The 16,250-nt window shown below is 68.8% G+C and carries 17 protein-coding genes; 11 read left to right on the plus strand and 6 right to left on the minus strand.

Annotated elements, in window-relative coordinates; genetic code table 11:
• Positions 1 to 183: hypothetical protein (locus tag IZR01_RS39860; protein ID WP_194926870.1), on the plus strand; the 183-nt coding region annotated here is incomplete at its 5' end.
• Positions 184 to 410: 227 nt separating this feature from the next.
• On the opposite strand, the gene IZR01_RS39865 is transcribed toward IZR01_RS39860, so the two are convergent.
• The 4 genes from IZR01_RS39865 to sdhC are packed head-to-tail and all read right to left on the minus strand — an operon-like array spanning position 411 to position 3,811.
• Positions 411 to 1,184, minus strand: coding sequence for a succinate dehydrogenase iron-sulfur subunit (locus IZR01_RS39865; protein WP_194898202.1), 774 nt, complete (start codon positions 1,182 to 1,184; stop codon positions 411 to 413).
• Positions 1,184 to 2,947: a succinate dehydrogenase flavoprotein subunit gene (gene sdhA, locus IZR01_RS39870; protein WP_194926871.1), complete on the minus strand. Its 1,764-nt coding sequence runs from the start codon at positions 2,945 to 2,947 to the stop codon at positions 1,184 to 1,186. The genes IZR01_RS39865 and sdhA overlap by 1 nt, the downstream gene beginning before the upstream one ends.
• An 8-nt stretch (positions 2,948 to 2,955) precedes the next feature.
• Entirely contained in the window at positions 2,956 to 3,405 is a 450-nt protein-coding gene (locus IZR01_RS39875; protein ID WP_194926872.1) for a succinate dehydrogenase hydrophobic membrane anchor subunit, read from the minus strand.
• 7 nt (positions 3,406 to 3,412) lie between these two features.
• Complete coding sequence (gene sdhC / locus IZR01_RS39880; RefSeq protein WP_194898205.1) at positions 3,413 to 3,811, minus strand: succinate dehydrogenase, cytochrome b556 subunit; 399 nt, start codon at positions 3,809 to 3,811, stop codon at positions 3,413 to 3,415.
• A 359-nt stretch (positions 3,812 to 4,170) separates the two neighbouring features.
• Between sdhC and IZR01_RS39885 the strand changes: the two genes are divergently transcribed.
• From IZR01_RS39885 to IZR01_RS39915, 7 genes are all read left to right on the plus strand, one after another.
• Positions 4,171 to 5,421, plus strand: a complete 1,251-nt coding sequence (locus IZR01_RS39885; protein WP_194898206.1) for a cytochrome P450 — start codon at positions 4,171 to 4,173, stop codon at positions 5,419 to 5,421.
• Between the two features lie 131 nt (positions 5,422 to 5,552).
• Positions 5,553 to 5,864, plus strand: coding sequence for a hypothetical protein (locus IZR01_RS39890; RefSeq protein WP_194898207.1), 312 nt, complete (start codon positions 5,553 to 5,555; stop codon positions 5,862 to 5,864).
• A complete protein-coding gene (locus IZR01_RS39895; RefSeq protein WP_194926873.1) occupies positions 5,861 to 7,336 on the plus strand; it encodes a hypothetical protein in 1,476 nt (491 codons plus the stop codon). Before IZR01_RS39890 ends, IZR01_RS39895 begins: the two co-directional genes overlap by 4 nt.
• 189 nt (positions 7,337 to 7,525) lie before the next feature.
• Positions 7,526 to 8,293, plus strand: a complete 768-nt coding sequence (locus IZR01_RS39900) for a hypothetical protein (protein WP_194926874.1) — start codon at positions 7,526 to 7,528, stop codon at positions 8,291 to 8,293.
• A gap of 59 nt (positions 8,294 to 8,352) precedes the next feature.
• Complete coding sequence (locus tag IZR01_RS39905) at positions 8,353 to 8,958, plus strand: hypothetical protein (protein WP_194898210.1); 606 nt, start codon at positions 8,353 to 8,355, stop codon at positions 8,956 to 8,958.
• Complete coding sequence (locus IZR01_RS39910; RefSeq protein WP_194926875.1) at positions 8,955 to 9,554, plus strand: hypothetical protein; 600 nt, start codon at positions 8,955 to 8,957, stop codon at positions 9,552 to 9,554. The genes IZR01_RS39905 and IZR01_RS39910 overlap by 4 nt, the downstream gene beginning before the upstream one ends.
• Before the next feature lie 194 nt (positions 9,555 to 9,748).
• Positions 9,749 to 11,332 carry an acyl-CoA mutase large subunit family protein gene (locus IZR01_RS39915; protein WP_194898212.1) on the plus strand — a complete coding sequence of 528 codons (1,584 nt, stop codon included), beginning with the start codon at positions 9,749 to 9,751 and terminating at the stop codon, positions 11,330 to 11,332.
• A 162-nt stretch (positions 11,333 to 11,494) separates the two neighbouring features.
• Here IZR01_RS39915 and IZR01_RS39920 read toward each other — a convergent pair whose 3' ends face one another.
• Entirely contained in the window at positions 11,495 to 12,157 is a 663-nt protein-coding gene (locus IZR01_RS39920) for a DUF3800 domain-containing protein (protein WP_194898213.1), read from the minus strand.
• Positions 12,158 to 12,332: 175 nt separating this feature from the next.
• Here IZR01_RS39920 and IZR01_RS39925 point away from each other — a divergent pair, with 175 nt between their 5' ends.
• The 3 genes from IZR01_RS39925 (at position 12,333) to IZR01_RS39935 (ending at position 15,480) form a co-directional block, all read left to right on the plus strand.
• On the plus strand, positions 12,333 to 12,959 hold the full coding sequence (locus tag IZR01_RS39925) for a SigE family RNA polymerase sigma factor (RefSeq protein WP_194926876.1): 627 nt from the start codon (positions 12,333 to 12,335) through the stop codon (positions 12,957 to 12,959).
• Positions 12,956 to 13,873 (plus strand): hypothetical protein, encoded by a 918-nt coding sequence (locus IZR01_RS39930; protein WP_194926877.1) that lies wholly within the window; start codon positions 12,956 to 12,958, stop codon positions 13,871 to 13,873. Before IZR01_RS39925 ends, IZR01_RS39930 begins: the two co-directional genes overlap by 4 nt.
• 152 nt (positions 13,874 to 14,025) lie before the next feature.
• Positions 14,026 to 15,480: a N,N-dimethylformamidase beta subunit family domain-containing protein gene (locus IZR01_RS39935; protein WP_194926878.1), complete on the plus strand. Its 1,455-nt coding sequence runs from the start codon at positions 14,026 to 14,028 to the stop codon at positions 15,478 to 15,480.
• A gap of 21 nt (positions 15,481 to 15,501) precedes the next feature.
• On the opposite strand, the gene IZR01_RS39940 is transcribed toward IZR01_RS39935, so the two are convergent.
• A partial coding sequence (locus IZR01_RS39940; RefSeq protein WP_228561128.1) for a N,N-dimethylformamidase beta subunit family domain-containing protein occupies positions 15,502 to 16,250 on the minus strand: 749 nt, incomplete at its 5' end.

The raw sequence follows: 16,250 nt of genomic DNA on the forward strand, positions 1-16,250 counted from the left end.
GAGCACTGGCACTGGCAGCAGCAACACGGGCAGCAACACGAGCACTGGCGCTGGCAGCAGCAACACGGGCAGCAACACGAGCACTGGCGCTGGCAGCAGCAACACGGGCAGCAACACGAGCACTGGCGCTGGCAGCAGCAACACGGGCAGCAACACGAGCACTGGCACTGGCACTGGCAGTAACACTGGCAGCCACGGCGGCACTGGCACGGGCACGGGCACGGGCACGGGCACGGGCACGGGCACTGTCACCAACAGCAGCGAGTCGACGCATCCTAGATTCCTCCGCGGAGATCCCGTCAGCCGCGGTTCGGCCAACGTAGGGCACTGCCCAGCGTGCCCCGCACAGTGCCCACAAAAGCGGAAGACCCGCCGGAATCACTCCCAGCGGGTCTTCGGGGAAAATCGGGTCAGATCACCCGTCGGGTGATCAGAGCCCGCTTCACCTCGGCGATCGCCTGCGTGATCTGGATGCCGCGCGGGCAGGCCTCCGTGCAGTTGAACGTGGTGCGGCAGCGCCAGACGCCTTCGCGGTCGTTCAGGATCTCCAGTCGCTCGTTGGCGCCGTCGTCGCGCGAGTCGAAGATGAAGCGGTGCGCGTTGACGATCGCCGCCGGGCCGAAGTACTGGCCGTCGGCCCAGAACACCGGGCAGGAGGTGGTGCAGGCCGCGCACAGGATGCACTTGGTGGTGTCGTCGAAGCGGTCGCGGTCCTTCTGCGACTGGATGCGCTCGCGGGTGGGCTCGTTGCCGTGGGCGATCAGGAAGGGCTTGACGTCGCGGTAGGCCTGGAAGAAGGGCTCCATGTCGACCACGAGGTCCTTCAGGACCGGCAGGCCCTGGATCGGCTCGACGGTGATCGGCTTGGTCGGGTTCAGGTCCTTCACCAGGGCCTTGCACGCCAGTCGGTTCTTGCCGTTGATCCGCATCGCGTCCGAGCCGCAGACTCCGTGCGCGCAGGAGCGGCGGAAGGTCAGTGAGCCGTCCTGTTCCCACTTGATCTTGTGCAGGGAGTCCAGGATGCGGGCCGTCGGGTCGGCGGTGACCTGGTAGTCCACCCAGTGCGGGGCGGCGTCGACCTCGGGGTTGTAGCGGCGGATGCGGACCGTGATGGTCATCATCTCGATGCCGGCCTTGCCGGAGGCCGACGTCTCAACGTGCTCTTGCACAGTGGCGGTGCTCATCAGTACTTACGCTCCGTCGGCTGGTAGCGGGTCACGATGACGGGCTTGTAGTCCAGGCGGATTTTGTAACCGCCCTCGCCGTCCTTCTCCCGGTAGGCCATCGTGTGCTTCTGCCAGTTCACGTCGTCCCGCGTCGGGTAGTCCTCGCGGGCCTGGGCGCCGCGGGACTCGGTGCGGTTGCGGGCGCCGAGGACCAGGATCTCGGCCAGGTCCAGCAGGAAGCCCAGCTCCACGGCCTCCAGCAGGTCGGTGTTGAAGCGCCGGCCCTTGTCCTGGACCGCGACGTCGCGGTAGCGGCGTTGCAGTTCCTTGACGTCCTTCTCGGCCTGGGCCAGCGTCTCGTCGTTGCGGTACACGCCGGCGTTGGAGTCCATCGTGGCCTGCAACTCCGACCGGATCTGCGCCACCGGCTCGTGGCCGGTGGAGGTGCGCAACCCCTCGACCATCGACACCACGGCCTGCTCCGGCTCGGCCGGCAGCGGCTTGAGTTCGGCGTCGACGGTGTATTCGGCGGCGTTGATGCCCGCGCGGCGGCCGAAGACGTTGATGTCCAGCAGCGAGTTGGTGCCCAGCCGGTTGGAGCCGTGGACCGACACGCAGGCCACCTCGCCGGCCGCGTACATGCCCTTGACGACCGTGTCGTTGTCGGCCAGCACCTCGCCGGAAACGTTGGTCGGCACGCCGCCCATCGCGTAGTGCGCGGTCGGGTATACCGGGACCAGTTCCGTGGTCGGCTCCACGCCGAGGTAGGTGCGGGCGAACTCGGTGATGTCCGGCAGCTTCTCCTCGATCTGCGCGGCCGGCAGGTGGGTCAGGTCCAGGTAGACGTAGTCCTTGTTGGGACCGGCGCCGCGGCCGTCGCGGACCTCCAGGACCATGGAGCGCGCGACGATGTCCCGCGGTGCCAGGTCCTTGATGGTCGGGGCGTAGCGCTCCATGAACCGCTCGCCGTCGGCGTTGCGCAGGATGCCGCCCTCGCCGCGGGCGCCCTCGGTGAGCAGGATGCCCAGGCCCGCAAGGCCCGTCGGGTGGAACTGGTAGAACTCCATGTCCTCCAGCGGCAGCCCGCGGCGCCACACGATGCCCATGCCGTCGCCGGTCAGGGTGTGGGCGTTCGAGGTGGTCTTGAAGACCTTGCCGAAGCCGCCGGTGGCCAGGATCACGGCCTTGCCGCGGAAGATGTGGATCTCGCCGGTGGCCAGCTCCAGCGCCACCACGCCGGCGGCGTACTTGGTGCCGTCCGCCTCTTCGTGCAGCAGCAGGTCCAGGACGTAGAACTCGTTGTAGAACTCGACTTCCTGCTTGACGCAGTTCTGGTAGAGCGTCTGCAGGATCATGTGCCCGGTGCGGTCGGCGGCGAAGCAGGACCGGTGCACCGGCGCCTTGCCGTGCTCCTTGGTGTGGCCGCCGAAGCGCCGCTGGTCGATCTTGCCCTCGGGGGTCCGGGAGAAGGGCAGGCCCATCTTCTCCAGGTCCAGGACCGCGTCGATGGCCTCCTTGCACATGATCTCGGCGGCGTCCTGGTCGACCAGGTAGTCGCCGCCCTTCACGGTGTCATAGGTGTGCCATTCCCAGTTGTCGTCCTCGACGTTGGCCAGCGCGGCGCACATGCCGCCCTGCGCCGCGCCGGTGTGCGAGCGCGTCGGGTACAGCTTCGTCAGCACCGCCGTGCGGCTGCGCTTGGACGACTCCAGCGCCGCGCGCATGCCCGCGCCGCCGGCGCCGACGATGACGGTGTCGTAAGTGTGGATCTGGGGTGCCATGCGCTCGCCTAGCCCTTGATACTCGGGTCGAACGTGAAGATGACCAGCGTGCCGAGCGCGACCGTCAGCACGGCGGCCGTGTACAGCAGGCCCTTGAGAATGGCCCGGGTGCGGTCCTTGTCGGCGTAGTCGTTGATGACCGTGCGCATGCCGTTGGTGCCGTGGATCATCGCCAGCCACAGCTGCATCAGGTCCCAGAACTGCCACCACGGCGAGGCCCAGCGGCCGGCGACGAAGGCGAAGCCGATCTTCTCCACGCCGCCGTCGGTGACCATCATGATGAACAGGTGGCCCAGGACCAGGAAGACCAGCAGGACCCCGGAGGCCCGCATGAACAGCCAGGAGTAGAGCTCGAAGTTGCCCCGGGTGACCTTGCCCGGGCCCTTGCGGCTGCGGTAGCGCTGGGAGCGGCCGGGATTGCCGGTCCGCGGCGGTTCCAAGGAGACGTGCGTGCTCATCAGCCGATCACCACCCGAACCACTCGTGGAAGGTGTGCTGCATCATCGGCTCCAGGAAGCCGAGCATCAGCACCGCCCACAGACCGACGACCACCCAGAGCAGCTGGCGCTGGTACTTCGGGCCCTTGCTCCAGAAGTCGACCGCGATGATCCGCAGACCGTTGAAAGCGTGGAACATGACGGCGCCGACCAGGCCCACCTCGAGGAGGTTCACCACCGGGTTCTTGTACGTGCCGATGACCTGGTTGTACGTGTGCGGACTGACGCGGACCAGCGCCGTGTCGAGCACGTGTGCGAACAGGAAGAAGAACAGCAGGACACCGGTGACGCGTTGCGCGACCCAGCTCCACATGCCTTCCCGGCCGCGGTAGAGGGTGCCTTTAGCACCCTGGGCTCCGCTTGCCATGCCCAGCCTCTCAGGTGAAGTTGCTGACGAGACGGCTACCGATACCGTGCGCAGCAGTCACGACGTGCGGACAGGCTTCGATGCCAGCGGTCATGTTAACGATCATCAAGCGGACAAAACGGACTCGCAAGCCGAGTGTGACCAACCCCTCAGGGACCGGACAGCCGAATGAGTACCGTTAGGCCTTGTGAGGGATTTGCCAACGACTTCGTTGGCTTAAATACGTCGCGGACGGTGCGGCCGGACCGTGGTAACAGATGCAGGTCCGATGGGTATTGCGGAAACTAGAACACGTTACTACCGTGCCCTTCGACCGGTATCTGACAACCCGTCAGAATCCTCGGCTGGGAGGCGCCCGCATGTCTGTCCCGACCAAGCCCGCGATCCCGGCCGCCCGGGACTTCACCGACCCCGACCTGTACGAGGAGCGGATGCCGTTCGAGGAGTTCGCCGAGCTGCGGCGCACCTCGCGGCTGTGGTGGTGCGCCACCCCGGACTCCCGGCAGCCGTTCGGCGACGACGGGTACTGGGTGGCCTCGCGCCACGCCGACGTCAAGTACGTCTCCACCCACCCGGAGCTGTTCGGCTCCTCGCCGAACACCGCGCTGGTCCGCTTCGGCCCCAACGTGACGCGCGACGACCTGGACATGCAGAAGGTCATCATGCTGAACGCCGACGCCCCGGACCACACCAAGATGCGGAACATCGTGCAGCGCGGGTTCACCCCGCGCTCGATCAACGCGCTGGAGTCGGTGCTGAAGGAGCGCACGCGCCGGATCGTCTCGGAGGCGGTGCAGCGCGGGAGCGGGAACTTCGTCACGGACCTGGCCGGCGAGCTGCCGCTCCAGGCGATCGCCGACCTGATCGGCGTCCCGCAGCAGGACCGCTGGAAGCTGTTCGAGTGGTCGAACACGATGACCGGCTACGACGACCCGGACCTGAACGTCAGCGAGGAGGACGGCAAGAACGCCTCCATCGAACTGCTGGTGTACGCGATGGAGCTGGCGGCGAAGCGGCACGAGCACCCCGAGGACGACATCGTCACCAAGCTCATCCAGGCCGACCGCGGCGACGGCTTCGGCAAGCTGAACGACGACGAGTTCGGCTTCTTCGTGGTGATGCTGGTGGTGGCCGGCAACGAGACCACGCGCAACGCTATTACGCACGGCATGCAGGCCTTCTTCGACAGTCCCGCGCAGTGGGAGCTCTATAAGAAGGAGCGGCCCAAGACCGCCGCGGACGAGATCGTCCGCTGGGCGACGCCGATCATCTCCTTCCAGCGCACCGCGCTGGCCGACACCTCGGTCGGGGACGTCGAGGTCGCGGCCGGGCAGCGGGTGGTGATGCTGTATTCGTCCGCGAACTACGACGAGACCGTGATCGGCGACCCGCACACCTTCGACATCTCCCGCGACCCCAACCCGCACCTCGGCTTCGGTGGCGGCGGGCCGCACTACTGTCTGGGCGCCAACCTGGCGAAGATGGAGATCAACCTCATGTTCGAGACGCTGGCCGAGCTGGCGCCGGGGCTGGGGCCGGACGGCCCGGCCCGGCGGCTGCGGTCGGCCTGGATCAACGGGATCAAGTCTTTGCCGGTGCGGTACGCCTGAGGCCCGGCTGGCGCCCTGGGCCGCCTGATCTGCCGGTCGAGTATTCGAGGATTTGTCGAACAGCTTGCAGCCGTCTTCCGTTCCTGGCAGGCTGCGCCCCTGATAGGGGCCTACGGAAACAGGGGACGGGGATGGCCGATCACATAAGCATCGATACCCACATGCTGGCCGACATGGGCACGGCACTGGGTAAATTGCGCGACGACTTCAACAACGCGAGCAGCATCGTCGACGGCGTCGGCGGTGACATGGGCTCCGGCGACGTGGCGGACGCCCTGCACGACTTCGCCTCGGACTGGTCCAAGAAGAAGGCCAACGTCGTCGGCGAGTTGGACAAGCTGTCGAAGGGCGCCACGGGGGCGGCGCAGGCCTGGGACGGTACCGACTCCAAGCTGGCCGACGTCCTCACCAAGGCGATGTCCAGCGGGGGAGGCAAGGGATGAGCGGCCACGACTGGCAGACCTTCGACTGGCAGGGCGCCCGCTACAACCAGGGCGACCTGATCCCCGGCGACCCCACGCAGGTGGCGAGCCTGGGCCGGCAGCTGCGCCAGGCCGCCGACATGATCACGCAGCAGGTGTCCAACCTGCGCGGCCTGATCAACGGCCACGGCTTCGACTCCGACTCCGGGCGGGCCTTCCAGGAACAGATCGGCGACGCCGCCGACAACCTGTCGAAGGTCTACAGCCGTTATGACGAGGCGGCCAAGGCACTGGGTACCAACGTCCGCGCCTCCAGCGCCAAGAGCGACATGAACTGGGGCAGCGGCACCGAGTGGGCCTCCACTTTGGAGCTGGCCCAGGTGAAGGTCGTGGACGCGCTGAACCGCGGCAAGAGCGCGGACTCGGAGTCCAGCAACACCCAGAAGCAGATCACCACCGCGACCCAGGCGGCCGCGTCGAACCCGCACCCGGCGCCGGCCGGCCAGCCGGACCCGGCGATGACCAAGCTGAACGACCAGAAGAAGCAGGCGGACACCGACGTCGCGCAGGCCGGCGCCGACATCGACCACGCGATCAGCATGCGCGACTCCGAGGGCAGGGCGGTCGCCTCGGCGATCCGCAACGTGATCGACCACGACGGTCTGAAGGACCCCTCGGGCTTCTGGAACTTCGTCGGCGACGTGGTCGCCGAGATCGGGCACATCGCCGGCGCGATCTCCGCGGTGTGCGGGGTGCTGGCGCTGATCTGCTCGTTCATCCCGGGCTTGCAGGCCCTCGGCCTGCTGCTGGGGACGATCTCGCTCATAACCGGGTTGGTGGCGCTGGGGTGTGACACCATCTCGGCGTTGGACGGCAAGGGAACCTGGCTGGACGTCGGCATCGACGCCCTGGGCTGCCTGTCCTTCGGCGCCGGCCGGGTGCTGGGCGAAGGTGCCAAGGGCGCCGAGGTGCTGGCCAAGGGGGCCGAGGCCGCCGACACGCTGAAGGACGCCCGCGCCCTGGCCTCGGCCGGCGCCGACTTCTCCGACGCCTGGGACATGTCCTCCTCGCTGCGCGGCGGCATGAAGCTGATGGACGGGATGGACGCCATCAAGGCGGCCAAGAACTTCACCCCGACGGGCTTGGGCGACGTGGCGAAGTTGTGGACCGGTGTCCGACAGGGCGCCAGCGGTCTGGAGGTCGTCAACGCCCTGAAGGGCGCCGCCGACTCGCCGTTCGCCATGAAGGCCTGGGGCTCGGCCGTGCCGTGGCTGGCCAGCCAGACCGTCCCGCTGGGCCTGGGAACCGTCAACCTGGCGAACTCCAGCGGCTGGGGCTGGGACAACAACAACTTCCTGTCGCCGATCACCGGGCAGGCCTGGTTCGACGGTGCCAAGAACCACTCGGCGTGGGGCTCGAACGGGATACCCGGGCTGAACTGGAGCTGGGAGTCCAACGGCGGCTGGCACGCCGACGCGCTGGCCGACGGCTGAGTCAGCACCGGCTGACTCCGCACCGGCTGAGTCAGCACCGGGAGAACGTGCCGGCCACCGCCGGGGTCCGCGGTATAAGGGCGGACCTCCGGCGGTGGCCGGTGACCATTCGGTTCAGGCTGTTCCGGGCGGCGAGGGTCGACGTATCATCGCCGCGAGGCCGGTCCGACTACGGAAGATGAGCAGAGCATGGGCGAGAAGCCGAACCAGCGCCCCAGCCCCGACGAATACGACGCCATGCTGGCCGAGATCTCCGAGCACCTGGAGGAGGTCGCGGAGCGCGGCGGACCGGTCGGCCCCGGGGGGAACGCGTACCGGCTCTCGGGCGCAGAAGGCCCCGGCGGGGCGAGCGTGGGCGCGGTCGCGGGTCACTGGACCCGGGTGGGTCTGCTGCTGCTCGTGGATCTGGCCCTCGCCGCGGTGCTGGGTATCTACGTCGACTTCGTGGTGGCGTTGTTCGTCGGGCTCGTGCTCACCGGCCTGCTGATCTCCTTCGCGACCCAGGGCGGCTACCGCAAGGGGCTCGGGTTCGACAAGGCGGCCGACATCCCGCTGGGTGTGGGGGCGATGCTGGCGGTCCTGGCGCTGGCCTATTTCGCGCCGATCTTCTACCTTTCGTCGGCCGGCAAGGAGGGCGTGACCACGGACGTCCTGGTCACCGCGGGCAGCCGTAATTCGGCCTCGTGCCAGGCGGTGCTGCCGAACGGGAAGACCGCCAAGGTCACGTGCCTGAACCCGGGCGACCGGAACCGGCTCTCGCCCGGGCACTACCGCGTGGTCTACGACCCGGACGGCCACACCCGGGCCTGGGCCGGCACGAAGTCCGACCTGCCGGTGACGCTCGGCGGCGTACTGGTCGTCGGCGGACTGGTGGTCTGCGGGGTGGGCGCGGGCCTGGGGGTCTCGCGCTCGGCGCGCGGCAAGAACGGCTGGCGGCCCGGCCCCGCAGCGCACTGAGGTACCGATGGGCGCGCCTAAGACGCCCTTGATCTTGTGACACCGGAAAGGAACATTTCGTGACCGAGGACGCCACGGGGGCGGCGCAGCAGCCGGTCCCGCGCGACTACCGGCTGGCGACGCCCGAGGGCTGGAACCGGATCGTCCTGGAGCCGGCGAAGCTGGACGGCCAGATCGACCGCCTCGTCTCGGAGGTGACCCGGGGCAAGGACGACATCCCGCACCTCAAGCAGCAGCTCGCCGAGGCGATCAAGGCGCAGGCGCTTCAGGCCTGGGGCAACGGCGGGATGGAGCTCTACCTGTCGATGCAGCAGGTCGGGGAGGTCATGCTGTCCGGCTCCCTGCTGACCACGTACGTGCCGCCCAAGGACGGCCCGCTGCCGACCCTGGTCGAGCACGGCACCGCGCTGGCCAAGCAGGGCGAGGACGTGTCCATGGTGGATCTGGCCGTCGGCCCGGCGCTGCGGCACCGCTACCGCGAGCTGCCCGACCCGGCGAACCAGTACGGCAACTCCCTGCCGATCACGCACCTGGACTACCACCTCGAGGTGCCCAACAGCGAGGCGCAGATCATCCTGTCGTTCAGCACCCCGCTGGAGCCGCTGGCCAACCAGATGGTGACGCTCTTCGACACCATCACCGCGACCATCCAGTGGCTGGTGTGACCGCGATGACGGAGCTGAACGTCACCGTCGGCGTCCCGGCCGGCGCCATACCCCTGCCGATCAACGAGGCCGGCGACATGACGTCGTGGGCGGAGTCGGTGGCGCGCTCCCGGCTGCCGGTGGACGCCCCGGAGGGGCAGCTCGCGGACTTCGCACGGATGCTCCTGACGTGCACGGCCGAGTCCCGGGCCCGCGGCCCCAAGATCATGGCGATGGCGTTCTGCCCGGACCCGAGCGCGGGCGAGCTGGCCCGGATCGAGGTCAGCGACATGGCGCCGAGCGCGGAGTGGCCCGACCTGAACCTGAAGCAGCTCGGCGAGTTCTTCGCCGGACCGCTTCAGCCGCATGCGCTGCTGCCGCCGGAGACGACGGCGCTGGAACTGCCGGCGGGCCCCGCGGTGCGGGTCCGGCAGCAGTTCCTCACCCAGCTGGACGAGGACCAGGTCGGGCGGGTCATGGAGACGATCGTGTACGTGATCCGGCCGCCGCAGACCCCGGCCGCGGTGGTGCTGACCGTTTCCTGGCAGGCGTTGTACTACGGCCGGGCGCTGACCGCGTTGGCGGAGAAGCTGGCGCAGACGGTGCAGTTGGGCTGAGGGGTTTCTGGCCCGCAGCTTCCTTCGGTTCTTCCGGTTCCTTCGGTACTTTCGGCTCCTCTGGTTCCTTCGGTTCTTCCGGTTTCTCTGGTGCCTTCGTTTCCTCCGGTTCGTTCGGGCCGGTCCGATGGTGGCTTCTGCCCGCAGCGCATACCCTGCGGGCAGGAGCGCCCGTCGCCGGAAGGAGCCCGAAGGTGTCGTCGCTGAGCGAGTCCGGCCTGCCGCTGGAGCCCGTGTACGGACCGGCCGCGCTGGCCGGCTGGGACCCGGCGGCCAAGCTGGGAGAACCGGGCTCGTTCCCGTTCACCCGCGGCGTGTACCCGACCATGTACACCGGCCGGCCGTGGACCATGCGCCAGTACGCCGGCTTCGGCACCGCCGCGGAGTCCAACCGGCGCTACCACCAGCTGATCGACGCCGGCACCATGGGCCTGTCGGTGGCCTTCGACCTGCCCACGCAGATGGGCTACGACTCCGACGAGCCGATCGCGGCCGGCGAGGTGGGCAAGGTCGGCGTGGCCATCGACTCGGTCCAGGACATGCGGGTGCTGTTCGACGGGATCCCGCTGGGCGAGGTGTCGACGTCGATGACGATCAACGCTCCGGGCTCGGTCCTGCTGCTGATGTACCAGCTGGTCGGCGAGGAGCAGGGCGTCCCGGCGAACCGGCTGACCGGCACCATCCAGAACGACATCTTGAAGGAGTACATCGCGCGCGGGACGTACATCTTCCCGCCGAAGCCCTCGCTGCGCCTGGTGTCGAACGTCTTCCAGTACTGCCACCGCGAGATCCCCAAGTGGAACACCATCTCCATCAGCGGCTACCACATGGCCGAGGCCGGTGCCACGCCCGCGCAGGAGATCGCCTTCACCCTCGCCAACGGCATCGAATACGTCCGCGCCGCCGTCGCCTCCGGCCTTGAGGTCGACGACTTCGCCCCGCGCCTGTCGTTCTTCTTCGTCGCCCGCACCACCCTCCTGGAGGAGATCGCGAAGTTCCGCGCGGCCCGCCGCATCTGGGCCCGCGTGATGCGCGACGAATTCGGCGCCCGGAACCCCAAGTCGCAGATGCTCCGCTTCCACACCCAGACCGCAGGCGTCCAGCTCACCGCCCAACAGCCGGAGGTCAACCTGGTCCGCGTGGCCCTGCAAGGCCTCGGCGCGGTCCTCGGCGGCACCCAGTCACTGCACACCAACTCCTTCGACGAGGCCATCGCCCTGCCGACCGAGAAGGCGGCCCGCCTGGCCCTGCGCACGCAACAGGTGATCGCCTACGAATCCGACGTCACCAAAACCGTCGACCCCCTGGCCGGCAGCTACGCGATCGAGAGCATGACCGACGACCTCGAAACCGCGGCGCTGGAACTGATGGCCCGCGTCGAGGACTACGGCGGCGCGGTCGCGGGCATCGAGGCAGGCTTCCAGAAGCGCGAGATCGAGCAGTCGGCGTATCAGATCACGCAGGAGATCGACGGCGGCCGCCGCACAGTGGTCGGCGTCAACAAGTACACGATCGACGTCGAAGAACCCTACGAACCGCTGCGCGTGGACCCCGCGATCGAAGCGCAGCAGGCGCAGCGCCTGGCGCGGCTGCGCGCTTCGCGCGACGCGGCGGCGGTGACGAAGGCGCTGGACGCGATGCGGCGCGCGGCGGAGACGGACGCGGAGAACGTGCTGTACCCGATGCGGGAGGCACTGGCCGCCCGGGCCACGGGCGGCGAGGTGAGCCGCGCGTTGCGGGAGGTTTGGGGGACTTATGTGCCGGCGGATGCTTTTTAGTCGCTCTTGCGGGTGATGTTTGGGCGATTCGGGCTGGATCGGGGGCGGCCTGAGTGCGGGTCGGCTAGAGTTTTCAGCGCAGGAGCGGTCGCGTTTTCGGAACGCCCCCGTGACTAGCTTGCAGAGGCCCCGGTCTACTAGACCGGGGCCTCTGGCGTGAGCTCAGATTGGGCTCGGGCCCTCGGGATCGATGTAGTCCTCGTACCAGGTCCAGCAGAACTCTCTGCCCGGCCGTTTGACCACCGCCTGGAAGGCGGCGTAGGCGACGATGTCCGCGATCTGGATCCAGTCGCTCTCATCGGACGGTTGGAAGAACGGCCCCGCAACCAGTTGGTGTCCACTGAGATTGAGGCTGCTGTAGAGGCGCGAATAGACACGGCAGGTACCGTCTCCGTTGCCATCGATGATCATGGCCCCTTGGACCTCGGCGAGATACAGCCTTCTGTCGACGCCGAGCACCAGACGGCAGAAGGTGTCTCGCATGACCTCGGTGAAGGCACTCCGTCGGCGTGAGGTCACGCGATACACGGCGCCGGCGCTGACACCCGGCAGGTCGCCGATGGTCTTGAGCGCTTCTTGGAAGATCTCGCGGCGCAGGGTCTTTGATCGGTTCACTTTTTCTTCGGTTGACGGTTGGCCGCGACCGGCCAAGAACTTCACTGCGTGGATCTCGGTGTCTTGCGGGATCTGGTAGCGCTCGAGGAGTTCGGATCGAAACCGGAGCCAGACGGCCATCGCGGCCACAGCTTGTTTGGCCTCGACCTCGATCCAGGAGTAGACGGCGATGCCCCTGGCCGAGTCGCCCGAGTCGTCGACGTAGTACATACGAAATGTCATGCGACAGACGCTGAATCTGTTCGAATCGCCCAAGTCCAGCATTCCAGGCGAGCGATACCCGAAGGTGTATTTCCCATCACCCTCACCCCGCGTACGTTTCCGCTACCCCCGGGCAACCCCCACCCGCGATCCTGTGCTCTAGGTAGGGCGGAAGGGGGTCGCGATGCGACGAAGGGCGATCGCGGGGGTGGGCGCCGACGTGGGGGGTCCGGATGCCGACGCCGCCACCGGGACCGACGCTGACGCTGGGGCCGATAGCGACGCTGATGCCGACGCCGAGTTCCAGGCCTACATGCTGGCGCGGTGGCCGGTGTTGGTGCGGACGGCGTTTCTGTTGACCGGGGATCGGTTTCTGGCCGAGGACTTGGCGCAGACCGCTTTGACACGGGTCTACGCGTCGTGGCGGCGGGTGCGGCGGGTGGATGACGTCGACGCGTACGTGCGGCGGGTGCTGGTCAACGCGAATTCGGCGCGGTTCCGGAAGCGGCGGGTCGCCGAGCAGTTGGTGGGGGTGGCCGCGGACGGGCGTTCGCATGTGCCGCATGAGCCGATCGCCCAGCGGTCCGCGCTGATGGCGGCGCTGGCCGAGTTGCCGCCGCGGCAGCGGGCTGTGGTGGTGCTGCGGTACTGGGAGGACCTGCCCGAGCGGGAGGTCGCCGCGGTGCTGGGGTGTTCGGTCGGGACCGTCAAGAGTCAGGCCTCGAAGGCGCTCGCCCGGCTGCGGACCAGCTCCGTGTTGCTCGATCGCGACCCCATGGTGAGCGAGCCCGGAAAGAAGGAACCGGAATGAGTGACGAGTTCGAGCACGGGCCCGAACAGGCGCGGTTGCACGCCGTCTTCGGCGCGGAGGTCGCCGAGCTGGATGTCGGGGTCACGCCCGTCGACGTGGTGATGAGGAGCGGGGAGGCGTTGCGGACGAAGCGCCGGGTGGCCGCGGTCTCGGGGGTGGCGGCGCTCGCCGTGCTGCCGGTCGCGGCGGTGGCGATCTTCGCTGGTGGGAGTGGGAGCGGGGGTGGCAGCGGGACGTTGAACACCGCAGGCAAGGAGCACGGCTCCAGCCCGAGTACGGGAGCCAGCTCCGCGGCGCGGAACGTGGCGAAGACCCCGACCTCCAGCCCGACGATCGTCCTCCCGCAGGACAGCCTCGGCGCGGACACCACGCCCCCCAACCCCGTCGACGTCGTCACGGTCGTGACCGGCGGCAATATCGACGGCCGGATCTGGCGCCTGGTCCGCGACCAGTTCGTCGTCCCCAAGGACGTCGGCTTCGCGGTGAAGAGCGCCAACCACCTGCCGATGTCCAAGCAAGGCGACGCCGACACCCTCACCTGCGACTTCGTCGGCCTCCAGTGGGGCAGCCGTCCGCCGGGGACCCAGCCCGACTACGACGGCAGCGGGCAATGCAGCGCGCAGGAGGCGAACATCACCGGCCCGCTGGCCTCGGGTTCGGTGAGTGGGCAGGTCTCGGGGCTGGCTCTGTGGGAGTTCATGGGCCGGGCCGACACCTCGCGGGTGGCGTCGGTGTCGGTCACGATCGGCTCGCAGACCAGCGCCCGGCAGCCGGTCGTCCCGGTTCCGGGCGAGCACTACGGCTATTACGTCATCTTCGTGCCGTCGCTCACGGATCAGCAGAAACAGCAGCCACAGTCCATCACGAGCTACGACAGCCACGGCAATGTCGTCGACTCTGTGACGGCGGGCTGACGGCGGGCTGACGGGGGCCGACGGCCGGCTGACGCCGGGCGCGATGCGGTCTCAGGCCAACTCGACTGACCTGAGACCGCACTACCATGGTCCCCGATTAGCGCGTTCCGCGACAGCTCCACCACCGATCGGCGGCGTCAATGGGTGTCAACATGGGGATCGGCAGTTACGGCCGGCGCGCCGCGGCGAAGGCCAAGCGCGAGGTCACCGGGCTGTTCCGGGCCAAGCCGTACGACCCCAAGCACCCGACCCCGCCGATCCGCGAGATCGCCCCCGCCGAGAACGTGGCCGCCGCCGGGGAGCCGGTCTGGTCGCCGAAATCCGGCGGCACGTGCGCCAGCAGCGACGTGGAGGGCCGGATCCGCGTCTACGCCGCCGCCACCAGCGTGAACCGGGGCACCGGCCTGGACTTCATGATCTCGGTGAACCCGCCGCAGCCGTTCACGGTCGAGATCTTCCGGGTCGGGGCCGAGGATGTCAGCGTCCTGAAGACCGAGGCACTCGACGGCGTGACCCAGCAGTGGTCCTCGCTCGACCTCGCCACCCGCACCATCACCTGCTCCTGGACGCCCAGCTGGCACCTGGACGTGCCGGCCGACTGGCGCAGCGGGATCCACGTGGCCAAGCTCCGCACCGAGGACGGCCTACAGACCTGCGTCCCGTTCGTGGTCCGGGACGACGCGGCGAGCCACGACATCCTGGTCTTGCTGCCCTTCACGACCTACCAGGCGTACAACGAGTACCCCAAGGACAAGAAGACCGGCGCGAGCCTGTACTACGCCTGGGAAGACGGCAAGATCTACACCGAGGGCAAGGCCGCGACCAAGGTCAGCTTCGACCGGCCGTACCACGTCACCGGGCTGCCGGCGAACTTCGACCTGGACACGGCGTTCGCGAAGTGGGTCGAGACCTGGGCCGCCGCGAACGGCAGGAGCGTCGGGTACGCCGACAGCGCGGACCTGCACGACGGGACCGTGGACCCGACGCGTCACAAAGCCCTGATCTTCCCCGGCCACGACGAGTACTGGTCGGCGCCGATGCGCGACGCGCTGGACAAGGCCATCGCCAACGGGGCGCACGTGGCGTTCCTCGCGGCGAACAACGTCTACTGGCGGATCCGGTTGGAGGACGGCGGCCGGACCGTCGTCTGCTACAAGAACCGGCCCGATCCCGGCGCCGCTTCGCCGAACGAGCGGACGGCGCAGTGGCGGCAGACCGGGCGTCCGGAGCAGGCGGTGCTCGGGTCGCAGTACGTCTCGACGCTCAAGGGCACCGCGCCGCTGGTCGTGGACAACGCCGGGCACTGGTTCTGGGAAGGGACCGGGGTGCGGAACGGCGAGCGGATCCCCGAGCTGTTGTGGGGGGAGTGCGACCAGGTACAGCCGTGGATTCAGAGCCCTGAGGGGGTCGAGATCCTGGCCGCGTCGCCGTACACCGGGCAGGGACAGCCGCGGATGCAGCACACGGTGGTGCACCGGGCGCCGGCCGGCGGGCTGGTCTTCGACGGCGGCACGTTCTATTGGGCGAAGGGCTTGTCCGCACCAGGGATCGCCGATTCGCGGATCCAGCGTGCGACGGCGAATCTGCTGGCGCGGATGCTGGGGTAGGAAGCGAACCCGGGCCGCCGTTCAGTAGCGGATCAGGATCCTGTCATCGCGGCCGTCGGGGCCCGGTGCGAAGTCGATCGACGGTGGCGGGATTCCGTCGAGTCCGCCGACGTCGGTGCCGGACAGGGCGGCCCGGGCGATCGCCGAACGCATGCGGGGCGACCACAAATCGGTGCGGAACAGGACCTTGCGATACGCGCCGGGGTCGATGAGCCCGGCGTGCACATCGAGGCTGGTCGCGAAGTCGGTGGCGGTCAGCGGTTCGACGAACGCGGCGTCGGCGGCGAAGCCGGCGGGCAGCCCGTTCCCGGCGAACGGCCGGTCCAGCGAGATGGCGCGGGCCCGGCGCACGTCGGCGATCGGCCACGGATTGGCGGCGACGTACGCGGCGAAGGGGAGGATCACCAGCGCCGGGAAGCCGGCCGCGAGCGGTCCGCGCACGACGAAGGGTACGTAGGCACTGCGGCCGCGCAGGGCCATGGCCGACAGGAGCGGCGCCTCGACGCTGAAGCGGGCGACGTAGAGGCCGGGCGGCCAGGACTCGGGGATATCGAGCAGAAGTGAAGGCTCCCAGTCGCACCAGGTGAGGGGGACGCCGACATCGCCGACGGGGTCGGCGCCGAGGGGATCGCGGGGGCCGGCTACCCGGGCCGGGTTCGGCCCGCGACCGGCGGTGCCGACCGCGTCGGGTCCTCTGTCGGGGCCTTCGACCGTCGTGTCTTGTCCGCGGCCGGAACCGCCATCGCCATCTCCATCGCCCACCCGCACCC

Source organism: Catenulispora pinisilvae (genome assembly GCF_015356865.1).
GTDB lineage: Bacteria > Actinomycetota > Actinomycetes > Streptomycetales > Catenulisporaceae > Catenulispora > Catenulispora pinisilvae.